This window comes from Psychrobacillus glaciei (assembly GCF_008973485.1).
In the GTDB taxonomy this organism is placed as follows: domain Bacteria; phylum Bacillota; class Bacilli; order Bacillales_A; family Planococcaceae; genus Psychrobacillus; species Psychrobacillus glaciei.
On record NZ_CP031223.1, the window covers coordinates 2441382 to 2466742 of the forward strand.

The following is a 25361-nucleotide window of genomic DNA, read 5'->3' on the forward strand; positions in this document are numbered from 1 at the left end:
TCAGTGCAAATAATGTCTAATTCCTCTTTCAGCTAGCCATATTCTCCATACGAATTTTGTCCGCAATCATCGCGATGAACTCACTATTTGTCGGTTTCGACTTTAAATGATGAACTGTATATCCGAACATCTTAGAAATAGTTTCGTAGTTTCCTCTGTTCCATGCTACTTCGATTGCATGACGTATTGCTCTTTCGACTCGAGAGGGAGTAGTTTGAAATTTCTTTGCTATCTCTGGATATAAAACTTTTGTAATGGAACCAAGTAATTCAATGTCGGAATAAACCATTTGGATAGCTTCTCTTAAATAAGAGTATCCTTTAATATGAGCGGGTACTCCGATTTCTTTTATTACATTAGTAATGATGTTGTCAATAAAGCGCTTATTTTGCAATGCTTCTTTTTCAGGATTCGATTTTAAAGGTGATTCTTGCACGCTTTCTTTTCTACCTGCCACTTGCTTAATTTGTGTAACCAGTCGTTCAAATTCAAAAGGCTTGAGCATAAAATAAGATGCTCCTAATTCAGCAGCTTGTTTCATCACATCTTCTTGTCCAAAAGCGGTTAACATAATGACTTGAAGTTTATTTAATTGATCATTTTTCTGTATACTATCTAAAACTGCAATTCCGTCTAAATGAGGCATAATGATATCTAATAATAGGACGTCTGGTTTAACCGTTTCAAGGAGATCTATGCAAAGCTTGCCGTTTACTGCTGTTCCAATAACTTCTATTTCTGGATGTTTATCAAAGTAAGCATCCATAGTTCGAATTAAATCTTTGTTATCATCTACAATTACAATTTTTATTTTTTCCATTAACCTCATCCACCCTTTTGTATTTTTTCACTTAGATAGTATTCGCCATTTTTGGAAGACATCCTTTATTTTTATAAAAAATAAGTCTTTTAGAATACAGTTCTTTTATATTCCGACAAAAGGTTAATCATTTCATCAAGATTGTCGAATTTTCTTTATTTTATTGTATAGGTACTTGCAGAAAAAGGCTACACTTAATATAAAGTGTAGCCTTTCAGGTTTTGCTGATATTTTTTAAATTATCATGGATTTTTCTTCATCATTTCCGTGATGGATAGTGCCGCTCCATTTTTAGGTTTATCAACGTACATATGCGTAACTACTCCTATAAGCTTATTTTGCTGCATAATTGGACTTCCGCTCATTCCTTGAAGAATGCCGCCGGTTTTTTCAATTAGAAATTCATCTGTTACTGTAAACTGAAATAGATGGTCTTCGACCGTTGTAATTTCGATTGTAAAGTCTTGAACTTTTTCGCCATCGATCGAAGTACGCATAATTGCTTCACCAGTCATTATTGATTCTTTGTCAGCAATTTCTACTTCTTGCAACGGGATGTTGTCAATTGCATTTTGTTCCAACTTCCCGAAAATTCCATATACATTATTTTCATTCACACCACCAATTGGTGAGATGTTCTGTTGATGAGAAGTAATTTTGTATCCAGGTTTTCCTGGAATACTTTTCTTTATTTGCTGAATGGAGGATAAATAAATCGATCCTTCCGAAAAATCGGGTGTTAAGCCTGAAGTATGATCAACTATCTGATGACCTAATGCACCAAATTCGTTCGTTTCTGGATCTAAATACGTTAAAGTACCAATTCCTTCTGTCGCATCTTTTAAAAATGGAAGAAGTTTCAGTATTTGGTCCGAAGTGAGTTCTGTTGTATACATCTTTTTATTTCGCTCATAATGTATAATGAGCTTTTTATCTTTCACATGGGTTTTAATGTCTTCTAATGAAGTAACTTTTTGTGAATTGATTTGTTGGATAGAATCGCCAGTACGCAACCAATAATCGTCGGAAAGTAATACATCATGACTAAGAAACACAGCTCCGTATTGAAGGTCAATTTGTATGGATTGTCCTAAGGGTACTACTGAGGAAGCTTGTTTTTGTGCAAAAGCGGGACTGACTGCAAAGAAAAAAGTAAAGAAAAGTATTGAAATTAGCGACCATATACGATAGCTTTGCTTCATATTTCACCTCCTATACAATTACTATATCCTGCAAAAGAAACTCTATGTGAGGTAAATAATTGATATAAAAAAAAGACCTTACACAGCAAGGTCTTTAAGCATTTCGTAATATTTTTTTTCGTTCTTCCGCTAATTTTAGCAGTTCTTTTGAATGTTCCAATGTAGTACTCGTAATTTCAGCACCTGACATCATACGGCTTAACTCTTCGGCTCGTCGATCATCGATCACTTCTTCTAAAATGGTGTATGTTCTATTTCCCGATACTTCTTTTTTAATCATTAAATGTTGGTCTGCCATTGCAGCTACCTGCGGAAGATGTGATATACATAAAACTTGTGAATTAGTTGCAATTCCGGATATTTTTTCGGCTATCGCTTGAGCTACTCGTCCACTAACACCAGTATCAACTTCATCAAATATGATCGATGTTATCCCTTGATGCTTTGAGAAAATACTTTTTAAAGCAAGCATCATGCGAGATAACTCACCACCTGATGCAATTTTTGTCAAGGCTTTTGGTGGTTCCCCCACATTCGTCGAAATATAAAATGATATTTCGTCAATCCCATACTCGTTATAAATTATTTTAGAATGCTCATGGAACATAACAGAAAAAGTTGCTTTTTCCATGTAAAGCTCTTGTAATTGCTCCATAATTGCTTTGCTTAATTGTTTGGCAGCGTTTTTTCGTTTATCCGTTAAATCATTTGCTTCAAGTTCTAAATCTTTCTCTATTTGCTTAATCTTATCTGCTGTTTTTTGAATTTGTTCATCTCGATTAACTAGTTGCTCAAGACTTTTGAAAATTCGCTCTTTGTATTCCAAAATAGCTTCGATAGACTGTCCATATTTTCTCTTTAGTGTCTGAATGCATGCAAGACGGTCTTCGACATATTGAAGCTGATTACTATCGAATTCCATTTCATCTAATTCATTTTTCAACTGATATGCAGCATCTTGCAAAATATAAAACGCGGACGAAACATTTTCACTTAACTCCAACATATTCTTATCTACGTCAGAGATATCTTGCAAATCTGCCATTGCAGTTCCAATGTAGTCTAAGCCTTTCGATTCAGATAAGATCGCCTCATATGCACTGCTCATTTTATCAAAAACTTTATGGAAATTTTGAAGCTTCTTTTTTTCTTCTTGAAGTTGTTCTTCTTCCCCGATAACTAAATTTGCATCATTAATTTCTTCCACTTGAAAAGTATACAAATCTATTTTATGCGCTATTTGTTGCTCATTTTCCGTTAAAGTAGCTAAATCTTTTTTCCACTTTTTATATTTGGCGAAGAGCTCTTTATAAGACTCTTTGACGCTTCTTATCTTTTCGTCTGCAAACTGATCAAGCAAATGAATATGTGCCTTTTCATCCATTAGTTCTTGGCTCTCGTGCTGCCCATGGATATCAATAATGGAGGCTCCAATTTCTCGTAATATACCAAGCGTAACTAGTTTTCCGTTTACGCGACATACACTCTTCCCTGAATCATTAATATCTCTTCTTAAAATTATAGATTCTTCGTCTATTTCAACACCAACATCTATCATTTTATGAAAAACACCATGCTTTGGGTTCGTAATGATGAATAATCCTTCTAATTCTGCTTTTTTCGCACCATGTCGAATAAACTCTTGAGAGCCTCTTCCTCCACACAACAAATGAACAGCATCAATTATGATTGATTTACCTGCACCTGTCTCTCCGGTTAATACAGTAAGTCCTTCCTCAAAGCTTACTGTTAATTCATCAATAATGGCAAAGTTTTTAATTGATAATTCTTTTAACAACGGCTTCACCTCTTTATCAAATTCACATTGGGTATTTACCTAGGCGGCATCGCATATAGATGCTGGTAATTTTGGTTAAAGCATTTCGAGTAAACGTTTTTTTACAACATCGCAATCTGATACTTCTCTACACAAAATTAAACAAGTATCGTCTCCACAAATTGTTCCTAATATTTCTGTCCAATCTAAATAATCGATTAATGACCCAATGGAATGGGCATTACCTGGTAACGTTTTCATGACTAAAAAATGACTTGCTCCATCAATACTTACAAATGCATCGGTCAATGCTCTTCTCAGCTTTTGTGCTGGGTTAAAGCGTTGATCTGCAGGTAAGCTATATTTATAGTGACCATTAGGAAGTGGAACTTTCACTAAGTGCAATTCTTTTATATCTCTTGAAACTGTAGCCTGAGTAACGTTATATCCAGCACTTTTTAAAAAATCAACTAAGTCATCTTGCGTCTCTATTTCATTATTAGAAATAATATCACGTATTCTAATATGCCTTTGACCTTTGTTCATACACGTCACCCCATTGTATATTTATACTAATTACTTTATACATTATCATTTCAGTTAAAAAGTAACAAGAAAAAAACGCGCCCCGTATAGGAGCCGCGTTATTTTAATGTAGCATGAGCTTCATTAACTAGAGCCACAAAATCGATCTGATGAGGTATCACTACTTCATTTTCAGCACTGATTAAATGAAATAAAAATTCTATATTGCCCTCTCCACCTGTAATTGGCGAATAAGAAGCATTTTTTAAATGAAAGTTTTGACTTTCTGCAAAACTCGCAATTTCATTCAGCACATCCAAATGAACCGCTTTATCACGTACTACCCCTTTTTTACCAACTCGATCTTTCCCTGCCTCGAATTGTGGTTTAACGAGTGCGATTACATCACCGTTTGGAACTAGAATTGTTTTTAAAGTCGGTAAAATGAGTTTCAAAGATATAAAGGAAACGTCGATTGAGGAAAAAGTAGGCAACCCTCCTCCAAAATCAGCAGGTGAAGCATATCTAAAATTCGTTTTTTCCATCACCGTAACACGAGGATCTTGACGAATTTTCCAAGCAAGTTGGTTACTTCCAACATCCAGGGCATATGCATGCTTGACGCCGTTCTGCAAACCACAGTCTGTAAAGCCGCCTGTGGATGATCCAATATCCAACATGATTTTGTCTTGAATTGTAAGATCAAATTGTTCTAATGCCTTTTCAAGCTTTAGTCCTCCTCTACTCACATATTTCAACACTTGCCCTTTCACTGTCAAAATAGAATCTATTTCTATCTTTTCTCCTGGTTTGTCTATTCGCTCTTCTTTTTTGTAAATAAGTCCAGCCATAATTGCACGTTTCGCTTTTTCTCTTGTTTCAAATAGACCCTGTTCAACTAACAGGACATCTACTCGTTCTTTCGGAGTCTTGGTCATGATGATATATACCTGTTAGAAGGTACAATAGAATGTTCTACTACCTTCACAATTTCTTCGCTCGTAATATTTATTTCATCTAACAACTGATTAACATCCCCATGTTCAATAAACATATCCGGTATGCCAATTCGTTTCACATTAGCTTTCAATTCATGCTCATTGAAAAATTCTAAAACAGCGCTACCAAATCCACCTTGAAGAATACTTTCTTCCACCGTAATTATAGGTATATGGCGTTGTTGTAGTGATCGTAACATTTCTCCATCTAATGGTTTTATAAAACGAGCATTGATTACTTCAACAGAAATATTAGCCTGTGCTAATTGTGCGGCTGCTTCTAGCGCCATTGGAATAGTAGTACCGAAAGTTAGAATGACAGCTTGTGTACCCTCTTTCAATACTTCCCATGAACCAATAGGGATCAATTTCAATTCTTGATCCATTGGGACTCCTAAACCATTTCCACGAGGATAACGAAGAGCAATTGGACCATCCGAATAATCAAACGCTGTTTTTACCATATGCTGTCCTTCATTCTCATCTTTCGGCATCATAATCACCATATTTGGCAAGTGACGCAAAAATGAAATATCAAATACGCCTTGGTGCGTTTCTCCATCTGCTCCTACTAGTCCTGCACGATCAATCCCAATAACAACATTTAAGTTCTGTCGACAAATATCATGAAGAACCTGATCGTAAGCACGCTGTAGAAAAGTAGAATAAATGACCAAAAATGGTTTCATACCATCTGCTGCAAGGCCAGCTGCCATTGTAGTCGCATGTTGTTCTGCAATACCAACATCAATCATTCTATCTGGAAATTCAGAAGCAAACCCCTCGAGTTTTGAACCTACTGGCATGGCTGGTGTAATTGCAACGATACGTTTATCATTTCTCGCAAGTTTTCTTGCAGTTTCTGCAACAAGCCCACTCCATGATGGTGCAACAGAAGTTGACTTAACAAAATCTCCTGTTTCCATTTTGTAAGGGCCAGTTCCATGCCAAGTACCGATTTTATCTTGTTCAGCAGGTGTGAATCCTTTTCCTTTTTTCGTAATAACATGAAGAAGGACTGGTCCTTTCATCTTTTTCGCATTCTTAAGATTTTCTTCTAAAGCTTCAAAGCTATGTCCATCAATTGGTCCTAAATACGTAAAACCAAGTTCTTCAAAAAAGACTCCAGATACAAGTAAATATTTCAAGCTATCCTTTACACGTTCAGCTGTGCTTGCTAATTTCCCGCCGACTGCCGGAATTTTCTTCAATAAGATTTCTAACTCATCCTTGGCTTTATTGTATGTTCCGTGTGTACGTAGTTTTCCTAAAACATTATGAAGAGCCCCTACATTAGGAGCTATTGACATTTCATTATCATTTAATATAACAATCATGTCTGTTTTTTCATGTCCTATATGATTTAATGCTTCTAAAGCCATTCCACCAGTTAGTGCGCCATCTCCAATTATTGGTATGACGTAATTCGATTTTTTTTGTAAATTCCGCGCTGTCGCCATTCCCATTGCAGCAGACAAAGAGGTGGAGCTATGACCTGCTTCCCACACATCATGTTCACTTTCTATTCGTTTAGGGAATCCGCATAATCCTTTAAACTGACGTAAAGTATCAAATTGATCCGCTCTACCAGTTAATATTTTATGGACATACGCTTGATGTCCAACATCCCATAGTAATTTATCAGTAGGACTATTAAAGGCACGATGAAGTGCAATTGTTAGTTCTACCACCCCTAAATTTGGTCCGATATGTCCACCCGTTACAGATAATTTTTCTATTAAAAACGATCGAATATCTTCACTTAATTCCTTTAATTGTTCATTATCTAAACTTTTTAAAAAGGATGGGCTAGAAATTGATGTTAAATCCATTGCCATCACACACCTTCTATTAGATTTCCTTCAAAACACTTTACTTATTATAATAACAATAATCTTCCTTAAAACAAAATTATTCGCTATCAATTAGATCTTTTCGTAATATAATTTGCAAATTCTACAAGAAGACCTTCATGTAAACCTACTGTTCGAAGTGCTTCTATCGCTAAACTATATTGGTTTTGCAACTGCACTTTCGCCCCATCAAGGGTTAAAATGGATGGGTATGTATTCTTTTCACTTAATGCATCTTTACCTGCAGTTTTTCCCAGTTGCTCTGAGGTTCCTTCAATATCTAAAATGTCATCTTGTATTTGAAATGCTAGTCCAATATGGAAGGCATAATTTTTTAAAGCTTGCATCATTTCGCTTGGAGCATTCGCGATAATTCCTCCAGCCAAAATACTAAATGATAGTAGTGCCCCTGTTTTATTGACGTGAACTGCTTCTAATTCAGATAAGGTCAAATGTTTCCCTTCCCCTAGCATATCTAGTACTTGTCCTCCGACCATTCCCTCAGCTCCTGCTGCATAGCTTAGTTGGTCAATCAGCTGTACTTTTTGTTCCGCAGTAAGTCTATTTAATCGGGCTATAATTCCAAAAGCAAGCGTTACCAGAGCATCACCTGCTAATACTGCAAGTGCTTCCCCAAAAACAACATGATTTGTTGGTTTACCACGTCGAAGATCGTCATCATCCATACAAGGCAGGTCATCATGGATAAGTGAATACGTATGAATCATCTCAATCGTACTTGCAAGTACGATTGCATCTTCACTTTGTACGTTAAGTTCCTCGAGTACTGCAAGAGTATATAGTGGTCTTATTCTTTTTCCGCCTGCTTGAATAGAGTATGCCATCGCTTCTTTCAACTCGGAAGGCACTTTTAATTCTTTGATTAATAAATCCATTTTTTGTTCAATAAGTGGTTGATTGGTTTCTATAAAAGATTGCAATAAATTACTCATTTACACTACCAGCTTCTTCCGTATTATCACCGATGAAAGAGACAAGTTGTTTTTCTGCACTTTGTAATTTTTCACTACAAAGTTTCGAGAACTCCATCCCTTTTTGATATAGTTCAATTGCATTTTCGAGTGGTACATCGCCTTGCTCCAGTTGTCGTACAATATTTTCTAATTGTTGCATCGCTTCATCAAACGGAATATCTTTTTTTGTCATAACAGTTAGTCCCCTCTCTCTTTCATTTCTGCATGTTGCACAATTGCTTCAATACGACCATCAGGGAGTGTAACATAAATGGATTCGCCTTTTCCTACGTCTTTCACCGATTTTACCACTTTTCCATCTAAATATGTAATACTATACCCTCGATCCATAATTTTTAAAGGATTCAGCGCTTCTAGTGTACGTATCGAGCCGATAAATTGTTGCAGTTGCTTTTCGTAGGTGGATAGTGTTTCTTTGGCTAATTGACTTGTTAAGTTTTTTACTAATTTCCATTGTTGTTCAATCATCTTTTGTGGGGACAGCTGAAGTCTTCTATCTTCTAGTTGTACTAAATTTCGTTCTTTTTCCCGAACTAAGCGATTGATTTCTCTTTGTAATTGTTCCTCTGTACGCACATATCTCTCTATAAAGGGTCGATATAGCTTTTCAGGAGTGGCAAGTACTGGAGATTGCATTGCACGTTGGTATCTATTTTTCTCATCTTTTAGCCTTTTCGATACACTATTTAAGCAAGCAGATTGATAAGCTAGAATGTTCTTCATTAAATTTTCTTTACTTGGAACAGCCATTTCTGCAGCAGCAGTTGGTGTTGGTGCACGTAAATCGGCTACGAAGTCCGCAATTGTAGTATCCGTCTCATGTCCAACAGCGCTGATGATAGGGATATGACTATTAGCAATTGCTCGAGCTACTATTTCTTCATTGAATGCCCATAAGTCTTCAATTGAACCTCCACCACGACCTACAATGAGTACATCAATCGTACCTAATCGATTAGCTTGCTCAATCGATTTCACAATGGAAGGAGCGGCTTGTGGACCTTGGACAATACTTGGAAATACAACCACTTCACTAATCGGATATCGACGTTCTATCGTCGTTAAAATATCTCGAATAGCTGCACCTGTTTCAGACGTGACGACTCCTATTTTTTTAGGAAAAGAAGGAAGTGCTTTTTTTCGAATAGGGTCAAATAAACCTTCTTGTTCGAGCTTCTTTTTTAACTGTTCAAAGGCAAGGAAAAGTTCCCCAATACCATCTGGTTGAATAGTGGAAGCATATAGTTGATATTGCCCCGCCGCTTCAAAAACGTTAATATCGCCACGTACAAGCACGTTCATCCCACTTTCAGGGGTAAACTTTAACGATTTTGCATGCATTGCAAACATGACGGAAGTAAGACGAGCAGAATCATCCTTCAGCGTAAAATAAATATGTCCACTCGAATGGACTTTCACGTTAGATAGCTCACCCTTTACATACACATCGCGTAAATGAGGATCCGCATCGAATTTTTTTCTTATGTATTTGGTTAGAGCTTTTACCGTTAAGTAAGTATGTGTAGACATTAAGGTCACTCCAATACTGTAACAAGCTAAAAGCTGTTCTTCTGTAGAAAAACAGCTTTTACCTTATTAATTTTTACATGTATTTTCTGCAGCTAAACAAGTATTTTCCATTAGCATCGCTATTGTCATAGGTCCCACTCCGCCCGGGACTGGTGTAATTTTCGATGCAACTTCTTTTGCAGAAGTAAAATCTACATCTCCGCATAATTTGTTGTATTCATCACGGTTCATCCCTACATCAATGACAACTGCACCCGCTTTAATATAACTAGCATCAATGGCTTTTGCACGACCTATAGCAACAACCAAAATATCGGCTTGTTTTGTATATACGTGCAAATCTTTTGTTTTAGAATGACAGTATGTTACGGTGGCATCTTTTTTTAATAACAGCTGTCCCATCGGCTTTCCTACAATATTACTCCTACCAATGATTACCGCATGTTTCCCTGCAATATCTACACTACTATATTCTAATAACTTTAGAATTCCAAATGGTGTACATGGAAGGAATGTCGGTTGTCCAATCATCATTTTTCCAACGTTTTCAGGATGAAAACCATCCACATCTTTTAAAGGAGAAATTGCAGCAATTACACGATCCTCATCAATTTGATTTGGTAATGGTAACTGAACTAAAATACCATGAATTTTCTCATCATCATTTAAAAGTTCCACTTGTTTTAATAATTCTTCTTCTGAAACTTGCTCATCTAATTCGATAAGAACCGAATACATCCCTAATTTTTCGCATGTTTTCGTTTTATTGTTCACATATGTTTGAGAAGCCGCATTATTGCCAACTAGAACAACTGCTAGCCCTGGTGTAATTCCTAATGTTTTCAAATCTTCTACTCTTTTTTTAACTTTTTCCGTAACTTTCCTTGCTATTTGTTTGCCGTCAATAATATTATTAGTCACTATTAACTCTCCTTCAAATACGGATCATGATTGAGTTGTATATTTGGATAATACACCATTTACAAAACGGCTAGATTTTTCATCTCCGAAGATTTTGCAAATTTCTATAGATTCATTAATAACTACTTTTGCCGGTGTTTCTTCTGTAAATAATAATTCATAAATTGCGATGCGAAGTACTGTACGTTCTATTTTTGGTAGTCGAGAAAGCGACCAGTTTTCTAGCTTCTCTATTAATGAAGCATCAATATGTTCTTTATGTTCAACCACTCCACTAACTAGTTGTGTTAAAAATGCATCATGATCATCTGTAACATGACCAATTGCTTCCTCTATCGAAATTTCGTGATTGTCTAACTGAAATAGTGCTTGTAGTGCTAATTCTCTTGCTAATCTTCGTTTCATTATTTAGTTCTCCTTTAAATGTAACTATCTAATCAATAGTATACAGGAATTTCGAGTGTTTTCATATTATTTCAGAAACCCTCTATACTATAGTTATTTACGTCAATATGTAATCTTCTAACTCTTACTTTTTCATTCCATCGGTTATTAAATGTAATTTTTATGTGAGTTATCGTTATTTCTCTACTCGTTTTTTAAGTTGAAATCAACTTTAAAGACCTTCTTATTATAGAGAGCTAGCATGACTATTACAAGGTTATTGCAAAAACTAGTAATAATAATCTATAAAATGAAAGATGAAGGACATATTTTGAGTATTTCTTGTTAAAGGTTACATGATAAAAACGCTAGCGTCCTTTAAGTGCTCTTGTCTTCTCTATTCCCAGAGTGCTTTGGATGAATCATCGCTACACTATTACCGGTGTTTCTTTTGTGGATCGTGAAGTGACTGCGTCACTTCACGATCCATTTTTTCAGTAATCTTGTGGCGGATGTTTGTCCGTCGCCCTCTTGGAATAGGTAGAGACAAGGTGCGTAAGGTTTATTTAAGGAGAGATTAGATACTTTCCTATTCTTTTAAAAGCGGACGAAGATGCAATTTCGTCCGCTCAGCGCTTCTTTATACATGGATGCTATCTATTTTTCTCTAGTACCACCTACTCTAATCATACACGCACTGATTCATGTAAACTGTGGACGTTAAAACTAAAAAAAACCAAGATCAAACCCTTGAAATTCTACTATGAATTCTTACTATTACTGGATTACTAGCGATAGCTGGGCATAATCTTCTTGTTAGGTACTACTCGCTTAATGGATTGAAGTGAAAGGTGGCGACTCCAGACGGAGGCCAACAGGATGTTGGTCACGAAGGCGTTGCCACACGATGTGGCGCTCTTAGCCTTCGTTCCTCGGAGACAGATGTGCCATCGCAAACGACGCGAATGCGGCGGTGATGGCTCATCGCTCACCCCGCGGAACGCGTCCACCTGAAACGAAAATCCGCGGTATTATATAATTCTTTAAAGTACTATGAACACTGGTTTCGTAGTACGATAATCCATATACTTTCTTATCTTTTGAGAAAAACGCTAGCAGTCTTTAAGTGCATTTTGTCGTTACTATTTCCAAAATGATTTGGACGAAACATTTTCTCCTGCGGTTACTCGTCGCAGAAAAAATTTCGGCTACACTATTACTGAAGAATATTAAAGAGGTTCTGTGGCGGTTGTTTATCCGTAGCCCTGTTAGAATATTAAGAGACCAGCTGAGATAGGAGCTGGAGGCTAGATAAAGAGAAAGAGCCATCGCAGGGATGGCTCTTTCTCTTATTCTGTGGTTGTTTCAAATTGCACACCAGTTATATGGACATTTACCTCTTTTGGTACCAAACTTGTCATATTTTCAATTGCTTGACGAATTTGAGTTTGAACCTCTATTGCAACAGTAGGAACAGATGCACCATACTTTACAAGGCAGTAAACATCAATAAATAATCCATCATTTGATATTTCCGTTTTAATACCTTTACCATGAACTTTTTTGCCTAGTCGTTCTACAACCCCCGCTGCAAAATTTCCGCGAGTGCCGGCAATACCTTCTACTTCGTTTGTTGCAATACCTGCAATAACCGTAATTACTTCTGGAGCAATTTCAATTGTGCCTAAGTATTCTTTTCCTTCAGGAGTCATTTGAACAAATTTTTGTTCATTTGTCTCTGCCATATTTTTCACTCCTATTATGAATTCATTACATCGTATCTTTCAAGGAACTTTGTATCAAAGTCACCAGATTTAAATACTTCATGATCCATTAATTTTTCATGGAATAAAATTGTTGTTTCTACACCGTCTATAATAAACTCGCCTAAAGCACGTTTCATCTTCGCGATCGCTTCTTCACGTGTATCTCCATAAGTAATCAGTTTCGCAACCATCGAATCGTAAAATGGCGGTATACTATACCCTGGATACATCGCAGAATCTACACGTACACCATTTCCACCTGGTGCAAGATACATGTCAATCTTACCTGGGGAAGGCATAAAGTTTTTCGCAGGGTTTTCAGCATTAATACGACATTCAATTGCCCAACCTTTTATCTTAATATCTTTTTGTTTAAAGGCAAGTTTTTCTCCTGCTGCAATTTTTAATTGTTGTTGAATCAAATCAATACCAGTAACCATTTCTGTTACAGGATGCTCTACTTGAATTCGTGTGTTCATTTCCATGAAATAAAATGTTTGGTTTATATGGTCAAAAATAAATTCTACTGTTCCTGCGCTCTTATAATTAACAGCAAGTGCGGCTTTTACAGCAGCATCACCCATTGCTGCTCGCAACTCCTCTGATAATGCTGGAGAAGGGGCTTCCTCAACCAATTTTTGCATTCTACGTTGGATGGAACAATCACGTTCACCTAAATGTACAGCATTTCCATGTCCATCGGCTAATACTTGAATTTCCACATGTCTAAACTCTTCGATAAATTTTTCTAAGTAAACACCAGGATTTCCAAATGCAGCAGCAGCTTCTTTTTGCGTAATTTGAATTCCTTTTACTAGTTCTTCTTCATCCCTAGCAACACGAATCCCTTTCCCTCCACCACCAGCAGTGGCTTTTATAATAACAGGGAAACCAATTTCACGAGCGATTTTTAGTCCTTCTTCTTCATCTGGAATAATTCCCACTGAACCAGGTACAATAGGAACACCAGCTTTTCGCATTGTTTCTCTCGCAACATCTTTTGTACCCATGCTAGAAATGGCAGATGACGAAGGTCCAATAAATTCAATCGCACATTCTTCGCACAATTCCGCAAAACTTGCATTTTCTGCTAAAAAGCCATATCCAGGGTGTATACCATCACAACCTGTTAATTTTGCGACACTTATTATATTAGAAAAATTTAAATAAGAGTCTTTTGATAATCTTGGTCCTATACAGTATGCCTCATCAGCTATTTGAACATGTAAAGCATCTCGATCTGCTTCGGAATAAACTGCAACCGTTTCAATGTCCATTTCTTTACATGCTCGAATAATACGAACTGCAATTTCACCACGATTGGCAATTAATACTTTTTTCATCGTCCTTGCCCCTTTCTTAGTTTCCTTTTACGAGGAACAGAGGTTGTCCGTATTCCACTAATTGTCCATCTTTAACTAGAATCTCTACAATTTCCCCATTCACTTCTGCTTCTATTTCGTTGAATAATTTCATTGCTTCTACGATACAAACAATGGATTCCGCTGACACCTTCGTACCTACTTGAACGTAAACAGGTGCTTCTGGTGATGAAGATTGATAAAAGGTGCCGACCATTGGGGAAGTAATTTTTTGTAACGATTTATCTTCCTCTACTTTTTCAACTTTCTCTTCCATTACTTCTTTCGATACGCTTACTTGCACTGACTTAGTATCTAATACAACAGGTTGTTCTACTAAGGTAGTACTTTCAAATGCCGTTGCACTTGTTGCAACAGAACTTTTATCGTTCTTTTTTAATTTTATTTTAGTGCCTTCTGATTCATATAAAAATTCATCTAGTGTGGATTGATCGACTAATTTTATAATTTCTCTAATTTCTTGGATTTTCATGTGATCTAGCTCCCTTTGTATACATAATTAATACTTACCTTTCCCATTTTAGACGTTTTTACGATAATTTGAAATAGATAGGTGTGAAATCTTCCGAAATAATAAAAAAAAAGCGCCTAAATGGCACTCTTTTTATTATTGACCGTCAAAATTCACTTCTACTTTATAAGCTTTTGGCCACTCGCGTTTTACAGCATAGATAATATCCGACGCTTTTTTGGAAGATTGTTCACTCGAGACAACGTCTATTAGCACCGAGTTATCTTCGATTCTAACAAGTGCATCATCATATCCTAGAGATTTTATGATAAGCTCTAGCATTCCTTCAGCACCATCTATTTTCACTAATTCTTCAATTTGATTGTATGCAGCGTCTTTTTCCTCCGCAGTAAAATCATTACTACCTACTTTTGTTGTTAGTTGGTCATTAAGTTTACTACGTTTATCTTGAACTTCCATTCTCATTTCTTCAAATGCATTGCTTTTTGAAGCAAAAGATTGTTCATTTGTAGAAGAAGTTTCGACTAATTCTACGTCATCTAAAGTTTGATTTGAAAATAACTGCAACCCATCAAATGGTGATGTTCGATCTGTAACATAGAAAACAGTGATTACAGCTACTAAACTAATTAATGTTAAAAACCAAATGGATCTCTTTTTTACATTCATATTATTATTCCTCCAATTCCATTTCTTCAATCACAATTCGATGTGGAGATATTTGTAAAACAGATGAAATTGTTGTCAACAGTTTGTTTTGTATATGCTTATCGCTCGCTCCCTCCGCAACTACTAATATCCCAATTAGCTCCTCCTTGTTCCTTTTGCTGTCACTTGTCCATTGGAAAAATGATACATCACTCTCCGTTTTTTCTTCAGGGCCATCCGAATAATGAAAGTATATTGCGACACGACCTACCCCTCTTATCTTTTCAAGGACCGACGATAGGTCCCCAGTGGTTTGAAGTGTTTTTGGGGTAGACTCCGTTTTATTTCCATTATTCATATTGAAAAATCCTGAAAAAAGTAGACTTATGAATAGTACTGTTCCTCCTATAACAACAAAACGAAAAGTGGGTTTTTGTTTTAGTGAAATAGAACTCACCCTTCTTTTCATTATGGATATAATACTTTATGCTGTTAAAACTATTTATATGAAGAGATTAGACATAATCCAAAATATTATCGATATTTTTACGATGAATCCTGTTTTCTCTTTATCTACTTGTTCTAATAGAATGGAGAAAAGCTCTCCTATGATGACAATAAATAAAATTCCATATAAAATTCTTTGGATGATAACAATTATCCTTTCACACTCACTAAGAGTTTCGCAAAAAGCATCGCCAATATTATAGTGAAAAAGAACGCAAATGCGATTAATACCGAAATGATAGATAAGACAAAAAGAGTCTTCCCTATATCATCCAATAACCCACTAATATCAGAGTCTAAAAAAGGTTCTAATAGTGCACCAAGTAATCGATATAAAAAGGCGATTAATATGGTTTGGATAGTCGGAATCGATACTAATATTAATACAGAAAAAAGAAGTGCATTCCCTGTGATGATCGAAGCGGAAGAAGAATAACTCTTCATTGTACTTATACTTTCTGTTAATAATGACCCGACAAATGGTATATTATTCTGAATCAAACGCTTAACTGTCTCACTAACCGCCCCCCCGACCGTCCATGTAATTACACCATTCACTGTTATAAAAAAACTGTACAACACTAAGACGATTGAAGTAGTACCCACTAATGTCATTCGTATTAAATCCGATAACTTAGAAAATGAAGTAGTTGGATGAATCCTGCTAATTAAATCAAAAATAAAAGCAGCTATAATGGATGGTATGAGAACTTTCTCCGCTAAAAAAGCAGTGAACGAAGCAAATAACAGAACAGCAGGATTCCATAGTGTTACTAATAATGCTCCTCCTGAAATAGCAATTCCGGCTGTTAACAAAGGATACATCCCTAAAAACAATGTAACTAATTGGCTTGCAAGTATTTGAATAAGTTCTAATGTTCGATATGCTGGCTCTAAGCAAAAAAAGCAAATGAGATAGATAAATAGAAACTTCAACAGCCTCTTGCTCTTTGGAATGAACCACTCTAAACAAAGAAACACAAATGCAAAAAAAAGGATAAAAGTAAACGTTTGAATGACTTCTTTTACTGGTTGGAGTATAGTGCTAATCATTTCGTTCATATGATTCATTCCTTCAAGAAAGTAATCCCATTATGGAAAAGAATTTAGCATAAAATTGTTGCATATGTCTGAGCCAAACTATTATTAATATTGCTTTTGTTGTAAATGTAAGAATAGTAGCAAGGCTTGTATATTCATACTCAATCAGTAGTTCCTCTACTATTTGAGAAACGAATAGTAAAATGACAGAAAATAGAAGCAGCTTAAACACAGGTAGAAGGGCTGTTGGGATGACAGAAATGAATTGAGTAGTATAAGGAATGATAAAATTCATCAAAATATAAGATAAGAACAAAAAAATGTAAATTGTATAAACAACAGAGTGTAGTCGCGGATAAATTGCTTTCACTAATTGCAATAAACAAAATGCGATGATAATCGTAATATATACAATCATTTGTCAGCTCGTCATAAGAAGCCATTCTAAAAATGTAGAAATTTCATAAAAGAAAACCTTCAATAATCGTAAAAGCTCAATTGTCATATAGATATAACCGACAAAAAATAAAAAAAAGGCGAATTCCTTTTTCCCTGTTGACTCAAAAAACAAATGAAGCATAGCAATTAATAATCCTATACCAGCCACTCGAAGTACATCGTGAAGTTCCACAATGCCTCCCCCTTCCATACAAACAACATATGAAAGTCCGTCCACAAATATGAAAAAAAGCCACGCAAATATGGTAGCTCTTTGTAACGGACATTTTTTTATTTACTATGTCCACTTTGCAGGTACATCTTAAAATGCATTACTTGATAATCCAGTGCTACTAATAATACAATGAACACAGAATTTCCCGTAATCCAATTTAATGGACGCTTAGTATTAAGAAAAACGCTAGTGTTCTTTAAGTGCATTTTGTCTTCTCTATTTCTAGAGTGCTTTGGACGAAACATCGGCTACACCATTACCATGGGAATTTTTGTGGATGGAGAAGTGACTGTGTCACTTCTCCATTCACTTTTTTCGGTAATCTTGTGGTGGTTGTTTGTCCGTCGCCTTCTTGAAATATGTAAAGACATAATGCATTTGTTTTTGTTAATAAGAGAATAAATACTTACCTATTCTTTTAAAATCGGACGAAGATGCAATTTCGTCTGCTCAGCGCTTCTTTATTAAAGGAAGCTATCTATTTTTTTCAAATAAACACCTACCGAATGGATGTCCCCCTAAACTGGCGCTATCCGCACCTAATGCGATTACATATTCACTTAATGCCTATAACTATAATCGGATAAAAACAAAAGGATCAGAAAGTGACTTAGTCACTTTCTGATCCTTTATTGGTAATACTGTTACGAATGTTCGTCCGTTGAGCACTTCTTTATATAGCTATTTGCAGATTGATTAGCCTCTTGAAACGTATGAACCTTCATCTGTATTAATGATTAGTTTGTCTCCAACATTGATGAAAAGTGGAACGGTTACAACAAGACCAGTTTCAACTGTTGCTGTTTTAGAACCACCACCTGAAGTATCACCTTTGATACCTGGTTCTGTCTCTGTAACTTCCAAAGTAACTGTTTTAGGTAACTCTATGCCAAGTATTTCACCTTGATATTGAATAATATGAATTTCCATGTTTTCACGTAAGAATTTTAATTCATGCTCGATTTGTTTCTCACCTAATTCAATTTGCTCGTAAGATTCTGTATCCATAAATACATGTTGATCTCCGCTTGCATATAGATATTGCATTTTTTTATTATCAATTTGTGCTTTTTCTACTTTTTCTCCAGCACGGAATGTTTTTTCGTTTACGGATCCATTGCGCAAGTTTCTTAGTTTTGATCGCACAAAAGCTGCACCTTTACCTGGTTTTACATGTTGAAAATCTAGCACGCGATAAAGTACACCATCTACTACTATAGTTAAACCTGTTTTAAAATCATTTACAGAAATCATTGTTATTCCTCCAAAATTTAAGATAAAATTAGTAATTCTTTTGTCGAATGCGTCAGCTTTTCAAGACCATTTTCTGTTACAATCGCATCGTCTTCTATACGAACTCCACCGATATTCGGCAAGTATATTCCTGGCTCAATTGTAATAATCATCCCTGGTTCTAGTGTAATATCAGAACGGAAAGATAATCCTGGACCTTCATGTACTTCAAGACCAATACCATGACCTAAAGAATGACCAAATGCTTCCCCATATCCTTTCGAAGCAATATAGTCACGAGCAATTGCATCTGCTTCTTTACCCGTCATTCCAGGCTTTATCTTCTCTAAAGCAAGTAATTGAGAATCTAAAACTACTTGATATATTTCTTTCAACTTATCACTCGGTTCACCTACTGCTATTGTTCGAGTTGTATCCGAAATATATCCATTATAAAGTGCACCAAAGTCAAGTGTCACAAAGTCACCATCTTCAATAACTTTGCTTGTTGCAACCCCATGTGGAAGTGCTGATCTTACACCAGAAGCAACGATTGTATCAAAAGAGGAAGAAGAAGCACCAAGTTTACGCATGAAAAACTCAAGCTCATTTGACACATCTAACTCTGTCATTCCCGGTTTTATGTATGTAACTATATGTTCAAAAGCCTGATCTGCAATGCGACAAGCTGCCTTTATAATACTAATCTCTTCCTCCGTCTTAATCAAGCGAATTTTTTCTACTAAACCTGAAAGAGGAACTAAATCTGCTTGAATTGCTTGTTTATACACTTCATAGCCACTAAAAGTAACATCATCTTTTTCGAATCCAAGTGATTTAATGCCCATTTCTGTTACTTGATTGGCAACTTCTTCTATTAATGTTTTCGTGTGTTGTACAATACGATAGTCTTTTACTTGACTAGCAGCTTGTTCTGTATAACGAAAATCTGTAATAAATACCGCATCATTTTTTGAAACAATTGCTACACCTGCTGTACCAGTAAAGTCCGTCATATATCGTCTGCTATATCCATTCGTTATAAGTAAAGCATCTACCCCATGTTCTTCTAAAGCTGCACGTAATTTTTCAAGTTTCATTGTTATACCCCATCTCGTTTTCTTATTCAAATCTATTATTTATTTTATCATAGGAAACGGTTGGGGTAAATTTTCATTTACTCAGCGGATTATCCTGCATATGAAAAATGGCGGATTCCATTAAAAATCGTAATAGCATAACGACGATACATATAAATGGAATCGATAAATGTTTGATTGTTTTGGAAACAGAAATTTTGTCCAAGAAAAGCCATTCTAAAGCTACTGCCAAAATAATCCCCAGCGCTAAACTACTAATCGATACAGGAATTTTTATGAAGATTAAACTAATATAATAAAGAATAATACAAAAACACCAGAGTCCTATAAATAAAATAATCCATTTCCAATAATCTTTACTCTTACTAAATACTTCTAATTTGTCTGCATAACCAATAGGGTTCCATTTGATAAAATGAAAAAATTCCATCATTTTCAAAAAAAATATACAAAGCAATGCTGCTACAAAACTAGTACTGACAGATAAACCATTTAATTTCATCTTCACTTCTCCTTTTTCTAACAGTTTGATACTAAAGGAAGATAATTAAACAAAATAAATAAAAGTTATCTACATACAAAAAAACACACATTGAATAATCAACAGTCAATGTGTGTTTAATAGATTATATTATAATCCGCATTTTAATTGCGCGTTACAATTTGTACATGTGTTACATCCGCCCATTTCTTCCACTGTACCTTTGCGACATACCGGACAAGTATTTCCCACTTCTGATCCAATAGTTACGTTTGTTGAACGTAAATCTTGAATTGTATCAATTAAAACTATCGGTCGCTTTTCGAATATCTTTTCTTCGTGTCTTTCATCATCTTGTGTATTTTCTTCCGCTTTTAATGTTAGGACTTGGGAATCGCGGCTTCCATCAACATACACTGTACCGCCTTTTGCTCCACCACGATACAATCGTTCATATACTCCTTCTACCTGTTCTACTGTATAGCCACGAGGCGCGTTTACAGTTTTCGATATAGAACTATCAATCCAACGTTGAATAATACACTGAACATCTGCATGCGCTTCTGGAGAAAGCTCCATTGCAGTAACAAACCAGTTTGGAAGATCTTCTTCATCAGCAACCGCATTTGCTTTTAGATATTCTTGTACGATATCTGCTTTTACTTCGATGAATTTCCCTAAACGTCCACTTCTGTAATACGTAAATGAATAGTATGGCTCAAGACCAGTAGAAACACCTACCATTGTTCCAGTAGAACCTGTAGGAGCAACCGTCAATAAATGAGAGTTTCGAATTCCATTTTCTAATATAGAATTTCTTATTTCTTCCGGCATAGATTGCATAAATCCTGTTTCTGTAAATGCTTTTCGCAAACGATCCGTTTCTTCCACTGTATCAGCTGTTAAGAAAGGGAAGCTTCCTCGTTCTTTGGCAAGTTCTGCTGATGTTTCATATGCAGCTAATGCGATAGTTTTAAAGACTTCGTCCACTAAAACATTACCTTCTTCAGATCCATATTCTTTTTCACAATAAATTAGAAGATCTGCAAGACCCATCACACCAAGACCTACACGTCTTTCACCTAGTGCTTGTACTTTGTTTTCTTCTAAGAAATAAGGGGTAGCATCAATTACGTTGTCTTGCATTCGCACTCCAACACTTACCGTTTCTTTTAAAGCTTCAAAGTTAACAGTTCTTGTTTCTTTATTTGCAAATTGAGCTAGGTTTACAGCTGCTAAGTTACAAACTGAATAAGGTGCAAGCGGCTGTTCCCCACAAGGATTCGTAGCGACTACTTTTTGGCCATATGCTTTAGCATTTGTTTTTTCATTTGCATTATCGATGAAGAAAATTCCAGGTTCCGCTGAATAAGTAGCACAAACATTTATCAAGTTCCAAAGCTCTTTCGCTTTTACCGTTCTGTACGTTCGAACTGCGTAACCCATTTGCTCCCATTCACGAACATCTCCTACTTCATGCCAATGCTTATTATAATTAGCCATTTGGTCTGGAGTATATGATTCAATCGCAGGGAAACGAAGTTCAAAGTCCGTATCTTCCTCTACCGCCTTCATGAAATCATCTGTAAGTGTGACAGAGATGTTTGCTCCTGATAAAAACTCAGAGTTGTGTACTGTATACGTACCACCATCACGTAATTTCGTTTCCGCATCACGAATAATTCCTTCGTTGAAACCACCTAATCCTGGAATCGCTTTGTAGTTCACAATTCCTTGATACATCGCTTCTTCCTGAAAGGTTAAAGGATTAAATTTAAGCTTGTCCTTCGCTAATTGTTTAATCGTTTCATCATTTGTATTTTCGATTAAGAAGCGTAGTATACGCGGATTTTGCATTTTTGAAATGATAAATTCCGCAATATCTGGATGCCAGTCAGCTAGCATGATCATCTGTGCTCCACGTCTTGATCCACCCTGTTCTACAAGATGAGTCAGTTTAGCTATATCGTCTAGCCATGAAACAGATCCAGAAGATTTTCCATTTACTCCACGCGCTAGTGTGTTGCGAGGACGAAGTGTAGAACCATTTGTCCCAACTCCACCACCGCGGCTCATAATTTCCATCACTTGTTTACGATGATCACTAATTCCTTCACGAGAATCAGCTACAAATGGCATTACGTAACAGTTGAAATAGGTTACATCTGTCCCAGTACCCGCTCCGTATAAAACTCGTCCAGCAGGAATAAATTTCAACGAAACAAGTTGTTCATAGAATTTTTGGAACCACTCAGCACGTTTTTCTTCCGTTTTTTCTACAGAAGCAAGACCAGTTGCATTACGTTTTGCTATTTGTTCATAAAATACTTCTAACGGTTTCTCAATAACATTGATTGAACGTCTAACAATTCCAGTTGTAAGCCCATCACTATCATCAATTGCACTTCGATAGTCCTCTTCAATTAATACCTCTGCTGTGTTTGTTTCTTCATCAATTGAAACGAGAAAACCTAAACCACGTGCAGGAAACTTTGGATCAGCTTTTACAGTTAGAACGACAAAATCCCCTACTTTTAGCGTTTTCTTTTCCGTGTCCTTGAATGAATAACGGTCAATCATTACTAATCGGGAAACACCTTTGTGTGTCAATCTCATGTCGTTTGTAATCGGATGTACTTGTGGAAATAGTTCAATGTCTTCGTTTAACTGCTCAATGTTAATGGTTGCATTTTTATTTTGAGATGCTAATACCATCATATTGCCTCCCTTTTAATTAAAAAAATAAAATACACCATACTGTATATGGTGTATCATTACTAATGAGATTACTATATGTTGTGTTATTTTGCAAATTAGCATATTAGCTACGAACGCAAGCGTATCAACAGTCAATGTACTAAAGGACTAAAAAAAATATAATTATTTTTTAAAATTCCATACATCATTTGCATATCGCTTCTCTTCCAGCTCTTTCACGTACTGTTCTTGCGCTTCACTTAGTGTAATTTCTACTAAATCTATGTGTAAAGCATCTTCGAATCCATGTTTAAAAGCTATTTTACACTCGTCGATTGATACAGGACTTTGACTTATTTTGTTTATAGCAACTGCTTTCTTCGACAAACTTGCTTTTACCCTATCTCTTACCTCATTCGAAGCAAACTTAAACGTCTGAATCAGTTTATCTTCATCTAAATCCAATAAAATTGCTCCGTGCTGAAGTATAACACCTTTTTGCCTCGTTTGTGCACTACCAGCAACTTTTTTTCCTTCCACAACAAGTTCATACCAACTTGGAGTATCAAAACAAACAGCTGACTTCGGTTTCTTTAAATCTATTTTTTTCTCTTCTGTGTCAGGAACAGAAAAATAAGCATCTAGACCTAGATTTTGAAAACCAAGTAATAATCCTTCACTAATTACACGATAAGCTTCCGTAACGGTAGCAGGCATGTCAGGATATTTCTCAGATACTATAACGCTATACGTAAGCTCATGTTCATGTAGAACTCCTCTTCCACCGGTTGGTCTACGAACAAAACCAAGACCTAAACGCTCCACTGCTTCTAAATCTATTTCTTTTTCAACAGATTGAAAATAACCAATGGACAATGTAGCCGGATTCCATTCATAGAATCGAATGACTGGTGGTATAAGTCCCTCACTATGCCAATCAAGTAGTGCTTCATCCAACGCCATATTATAAGATGGACTACAAGGTCCAGAATTAATAAAGTACCATTTTGTCTTTTCCATAACAAATTCCCCCTAACAACGTTATTCATTTTATCAAATAGATTGAATTGTATCTAGTTAATCTTTTATAATGAGTATGGAAACATAGAAAGGGGAAAGACCGTGTCTACTATTTTATACATTATGATCGCTGTACTTGTCATATTGCTAGCTTATGCTGGTGTACAAGCGTTCCGTCTGAAGAAAGCCGTTACAAATCTTACGCAAGAACAGTTTATTGAGGGTTACCGTAAGGCTCAATTAATTGATGTAAGAGAACCAAAAGAATTTGATGCAGGACATGTTCTTGGGGCAAGAAATATTCCTTCGTCACAACTTCGACAACGTTTTAATGAAATTCGTCCAGACAAACCTGTTTATCTATATTGTCAAAGTGGTGCAAGAAGTGCTCGTGCAGCCATGTTTTTAAAGAAAAAAGGATGTACAGATTTGAATCAGCTTCAAGGTGGATTCAAAACTTGGACTGGCAAAATAAAATCTAAATAATATGTAAAGGTTCTTCCCTAAAAGGAAGAGCCTTTTTCTATTTTCTCATTAATCATACCAAACCTAAAGTAACTATGATGGTGCGATAATTTATTAAATTCACACTTTAGATATAATGCGTCTTAGTGACCGCCAGGATTTCCGCTCTAGGTGGACGCTTTCCGAGGGGGGAGCGATGAGCCAGCACCGTCGCTTGTGCGCCTTTTGTGCTGTCTCATCTGTCTCCCTGATCCCTTCGGAGTCGCCACCTACCGCTGCAATCCAGCATATTTGCTAACTATTCAGTGTTACTGTTCACTTATTAATCTTAACTATATTATCTAAAGCAAAATCCAATAAATGATTGGACGAGTCAAATCACGGGGAGATTGCCACTACTTTCTCTTATTAAAGCCTTAACTTTGCATTAAATTATATGTCTCCATTGAAAATATTCCGTATGTTGTGCATTATTTATTGGGTGATAATGTCCGGATTAGTAGAGTGGATAACTTTGCGCAATACTATTGAATAGTTAATATGTTTCTTCTGGGGTGGAGCGAAAGGGCGGCGACTCCTACCGGAGGCCTACAGGATGTTGGTCACGACTGTGTTGCCACACGATGTGGCGCTTCTAGCCTTCGACCCTCTGTGGGCAAATGAGCCTTCACAACGAACGCGTAGCGGCGGTGAAGGCTCATCGCTCACCCGGTGGAAAGCGTCCGACCTGCAGCGGAAATCCCAGCGGCAACTTTCTTACGACGTAATATATCTAGACTATTCATTAAGCGCTATATTATTTTTGGGACAAAGCTAAATTACTTTTTCTTACGAATTGATAGTAAAAAAGTGCGATCCATTTTAGGACCGC

General features: G+C 36.2%; 25 protein-coding genes. 1 reads left to right on the top strand and 24 read right to left on the bottom strand.

Annotated features, from left to right (window positions below; all coding sequences use genetic code 11):
- Positions 1 to 28: 28 nt before the first annotated feature.
- From spo0A to PB01_RS11515, 24 genes are all read right to left on the bottom strand, one after another.
- Positions 29 to 820 (bottom strand): sporulation transcription factor Spo0A, encoded by a 792-nt coding sequence (spo0A, locus tag PB01_RS11400; RefSeq protein WP_151700310.1) that lies wholly within the window; start codon positions 818 to 820, stop codon positions 29 to 31.
- A gap of 242 nt (positions 821 to 1062) precedes the next feature.
- On the bottom strand, positions 1063 to 2022 hold the full coding sequence (locus tag PB01_RS11405) for a SpoIVB peptidase S55 domain-containing protein (protein ID WP_151700311.1): 960 nt from the start codon (positions 2020 to 2022) through the stop codon (positions 1063 to 1065).
- Positions 2023 to 2116: 94 nt separating this feature from the next.
- Positions 2117 to 3820, bottom strand: a complete 1704-nt coding sequence (gene recN, locus PB01_RS11410; protein ID WP_151700312.1) for a DNA repair protein RecN — start codon at positions 3818 to 3820, stop codon at positions 2117 to 2119.
- Between the two features lie 75 nt (positions 3821 to 3895).
- The gene (ahrC, locus tag PB01_RS11415) at positions 3896 to 4345 is read right to left on the bottom strand and encodes a transcriptional regulator AhrC/ArgR (RefSeq protein ID WP_151700313.1); all 450 of its coding nucleotides are present in this window, start codon (positions 4343 to 4345) and stop codon (positions 3896 to 3898) included.
- Between the two features lie 98 nt (positions 4346 to 4443).
- A complete protein-coding gene (locus PB01_RS11420; protein WP_151700314.1) occupies positions 4444 to 5262 on the bottom strand; it encodes a TlyA family RNA methyltransferase in 819 nt (272 codons plus the stop codon).
- On the bottom strand, positions 5259 to 7154 hold the full coding sequence (dxs, locus tag PB01_RS11425) for a 1-deoxy-D-xylulose-5-phosphate synthase (protein ID WP_151700315.1): 1896 nt from the start codon (positions 7152 to 7154) through the stop codon (positions 5259 to 5261). Before dxs ends, PB01_RS11420 begins: the two co-directional genes overlap by 4 nt.
- A gap of 89 nt (positions 7155 to 7243) precedes the next feature.
- Positions 7244 to 8128 carry a polyprenyl synthetase family protein gene (locus tag PB01_RS11430; RefSeq protein ID WP_151700316.1) on the bottom strand — a complete coding sequence of 295 codons (885 nt, stop codon included), beginning with the start codon at positions 8126 to 8128 and terminating at the stop codon, positions 7244 to 7246.
- Entirely contained in the window at positions 8121 to 8342 is a 222-nt protein-coding gene (gene xseB / locus PB01_RS11435) for an exodeoxyribonuclease VII small subunit (RefSeq protein ID WP_151700317.1), read from the bottom strand. Before xseB ends, PB01_RS11430 begins: the two co-directional genes overlap by 8 nt.
- A gap of 5 nt (positions 8343 to 8347) precedes the next feature.
- Positions 8348 to 9700 carry an exodeoxyribonuclease VII large subunit gene (xseA, locus tag PB01_RS11440; RefSeq protein ID WP_151700318.1) on the bottom strand — a complete coding sequence of 451 codons (1353 nt, stop codon included), beginning with the start codon at positions 9698 to 9700 and terminating at the stop codon, positions 8348 to 8350.
- A gap of 66 nt (positions 9701 to 9766) precedes the next feature.
- Complete coding sequence (gene folD, locus PB01_RS11445) at positions 9767 to 10621, bottom strand: bifunctional methylenetetrahydrofolate dehydrogenase/methenyltetrahydrofolate cyclohydrolase FolD (RefSeq protein WP_151700319.1); 855 nt, start codon at positions 10619 to 10621, stop codon at positions 9767 to 9769.
- A 24-nt stretch (positions 10622 to 10645) separates the two neighbouring features.
- Positions 10646 to 11026, bottom strand: coding sequence for a transcription antitermination factor NusB (nusB, locus tag PB01_RS11450; protein ID WP_151700320.1), 381 nt, complete (start codon positions 11024 to 11026; stop codon positions 10646 to 10648).
- A gap of 1328 nt (positions 11027 to 12354) precedes the next feature.
- The gene (locus PB01_RS11455) at positions 12355 to 12750 is read right to left on the bottom strand and encodes an Asp23/Gls24 family envelope stress response protein (protein ID WP_151700321.1); all 396 of its coding nucleotides are present in this window, start codon (positions 12748 to 12750) and stop codon (positions 12355 to 12357) included.
- 14 nt (positions 12751 to 12764) lie between these two features.
- Entirely contained in the window at positions 12765 to 14114 is a 1350-nt protein-coding gene (gene accC, locus PB01_RS11460) for an acetyl-CoA carboxylase biotin carboxylase subunit (RefSeq protein ID WP_151700322.1), read from the bottom strand.
- Positions 14115 to 14130: 16 nt separating this feature from the next.
- A complete protein-coding gene (gene accB / locus PB01_RS11465; RefSeq protein ID WP_151700323.1) occupies positions 14131 to 14625 on the bottom strand; it encodes an acetyl-CoA carboxylase biotin carboxyl carrier protein in 495 nt (164 codons plus the stop codon).
- Between the two features lie 135 nt (positions 14626 to 14760).
- Entirely contained in the window at positions 14761 to 15294 is a 534-nt protein-coding gene (locus PB01_RS11470) for a SpoIIIAH-like family protein (RefSeq protein WP_151700324.1), read from the bottom strand.
- A 4-nt stretch (positions 15295 to 15298) separates the two neighbouring features.
- A complete protein-coding gene (locus PB01_RS11475; RefSeq protein ID WP_151700325.1) occupies positions 15299 to 15631 on the bottom strand; it encodes a hypothetical protein in 333 nt (110 codons plus the stop codon).
- Between the two features lie 299 nt (positions 15632 to 15930).
- Complete coding sequence (locus PB01_RS11480; RefSeq protein WP_192797347.1) at positions 15931 to 16842, bottom strand: stage III sporulation protein AE; 912 nt, start codon at positions 16840 to 16842, stop codon at positions 15931 to 15933.
- A gap of 13 nt (positions 16843 to 16855) precedes the next feature.
- The gene (locus PB01_RS11485; RefSeq protein ID WP_151700327.1) at positions 16856 to 17239 is read right to left on the bottom strand and encodes a hypothetical protein; all 384 of its coding nucleotides are present in this window, start codon (positions 17237 to 17239) and stop codon (positions 16856 to 16858) included.
- A gap of 3 nt (positions 17240 to 17242) precedes the next feature.
- Positions 17243 to 17452, bottom strand: coding sequence for a SpoIIIAC/SpoIIIAD family protein (locus tag PB01_RS11490; RefSeq protein ID WP_151700328.1), 210 nt, complete (start codon positions 17450 to 17452; stop codon positions 17243 to 17245).
- A gap of 738 nt (positions 17453 to 18190) precedes the next feature.
- A complete protein-coding gene (gene efp / locus PB01_RS11495; RefSeq protein WP_151700329.1) occupies positions 18191 to 18748 on the bottom strand; it encodes an elongation factor P in 558 nt (185 codons plus the stop codon).
- A gap of 17 nt (positions 18749 to 18765) precedes the next feature.
- Positions 18766 to 19827, bottom strand: a complete 1062-nt coding sequence (locus tag PB01_RS11500; protein WP_151700330.1) for a M24 family metallopeptidase — start codon at positions 19825 to 19827, stop codon at positions 18766 to 18768.
- Positions 19828 to 19900: 73 nt separating this feature from the next.
- Positions 19901 to 20329, bottom strand: a complete 429-nt coding sequence (locus tag PB01_RS11505) for a hypothetical protein (RefSeq protein ID WP_151700331.1) — start codon at positions 20327 to 20329, stop codon at positions 19901 to 19903.
- Between the two features lie 129 nt (positions 20330 to 20458).
- Complete coding sequence (locus PB01_RS11510; RefSeq protein ID WP_404815082.1) at positions 20459 to 23026, bottom strand: vitamin B12-dependent ribonucleotide reductase; 2568 nt, start codon at positions 23024 to 23026, stop codon at positions 20459 to 20461.
- A 162-nt stretch (positions 23027 to 23188) separates the two neighbouring features.
- Positions 23189 to 24025, bottom strand: coding sequence for a lipoate--protein ligase family protein (locus PB01_RS11515; RefSeq protein WP_151700333.1), 837 nt, complete (start codon positions 24023 to 24025; stop codon positions 23189 to 23191).
- Positions 24026 to 24148: 123 nt separating this feature from the next.
- Between PB01_RS11515 and PB01_RS11520 the strand changes: the two genes are divergently transcribed.
- Complete coding sequence (locus PB01_RS11520; RefSeq protein WP_151702040.1) at positions 24149 to 24511, top strand: rhodanese-like domain-containing protein; 363 nt, start codon at positions 24149 to 24151, stop codon at positions 24509 to 24511.
- Positions 24512 to 25361: the final 850 nt, after the last annotated feature.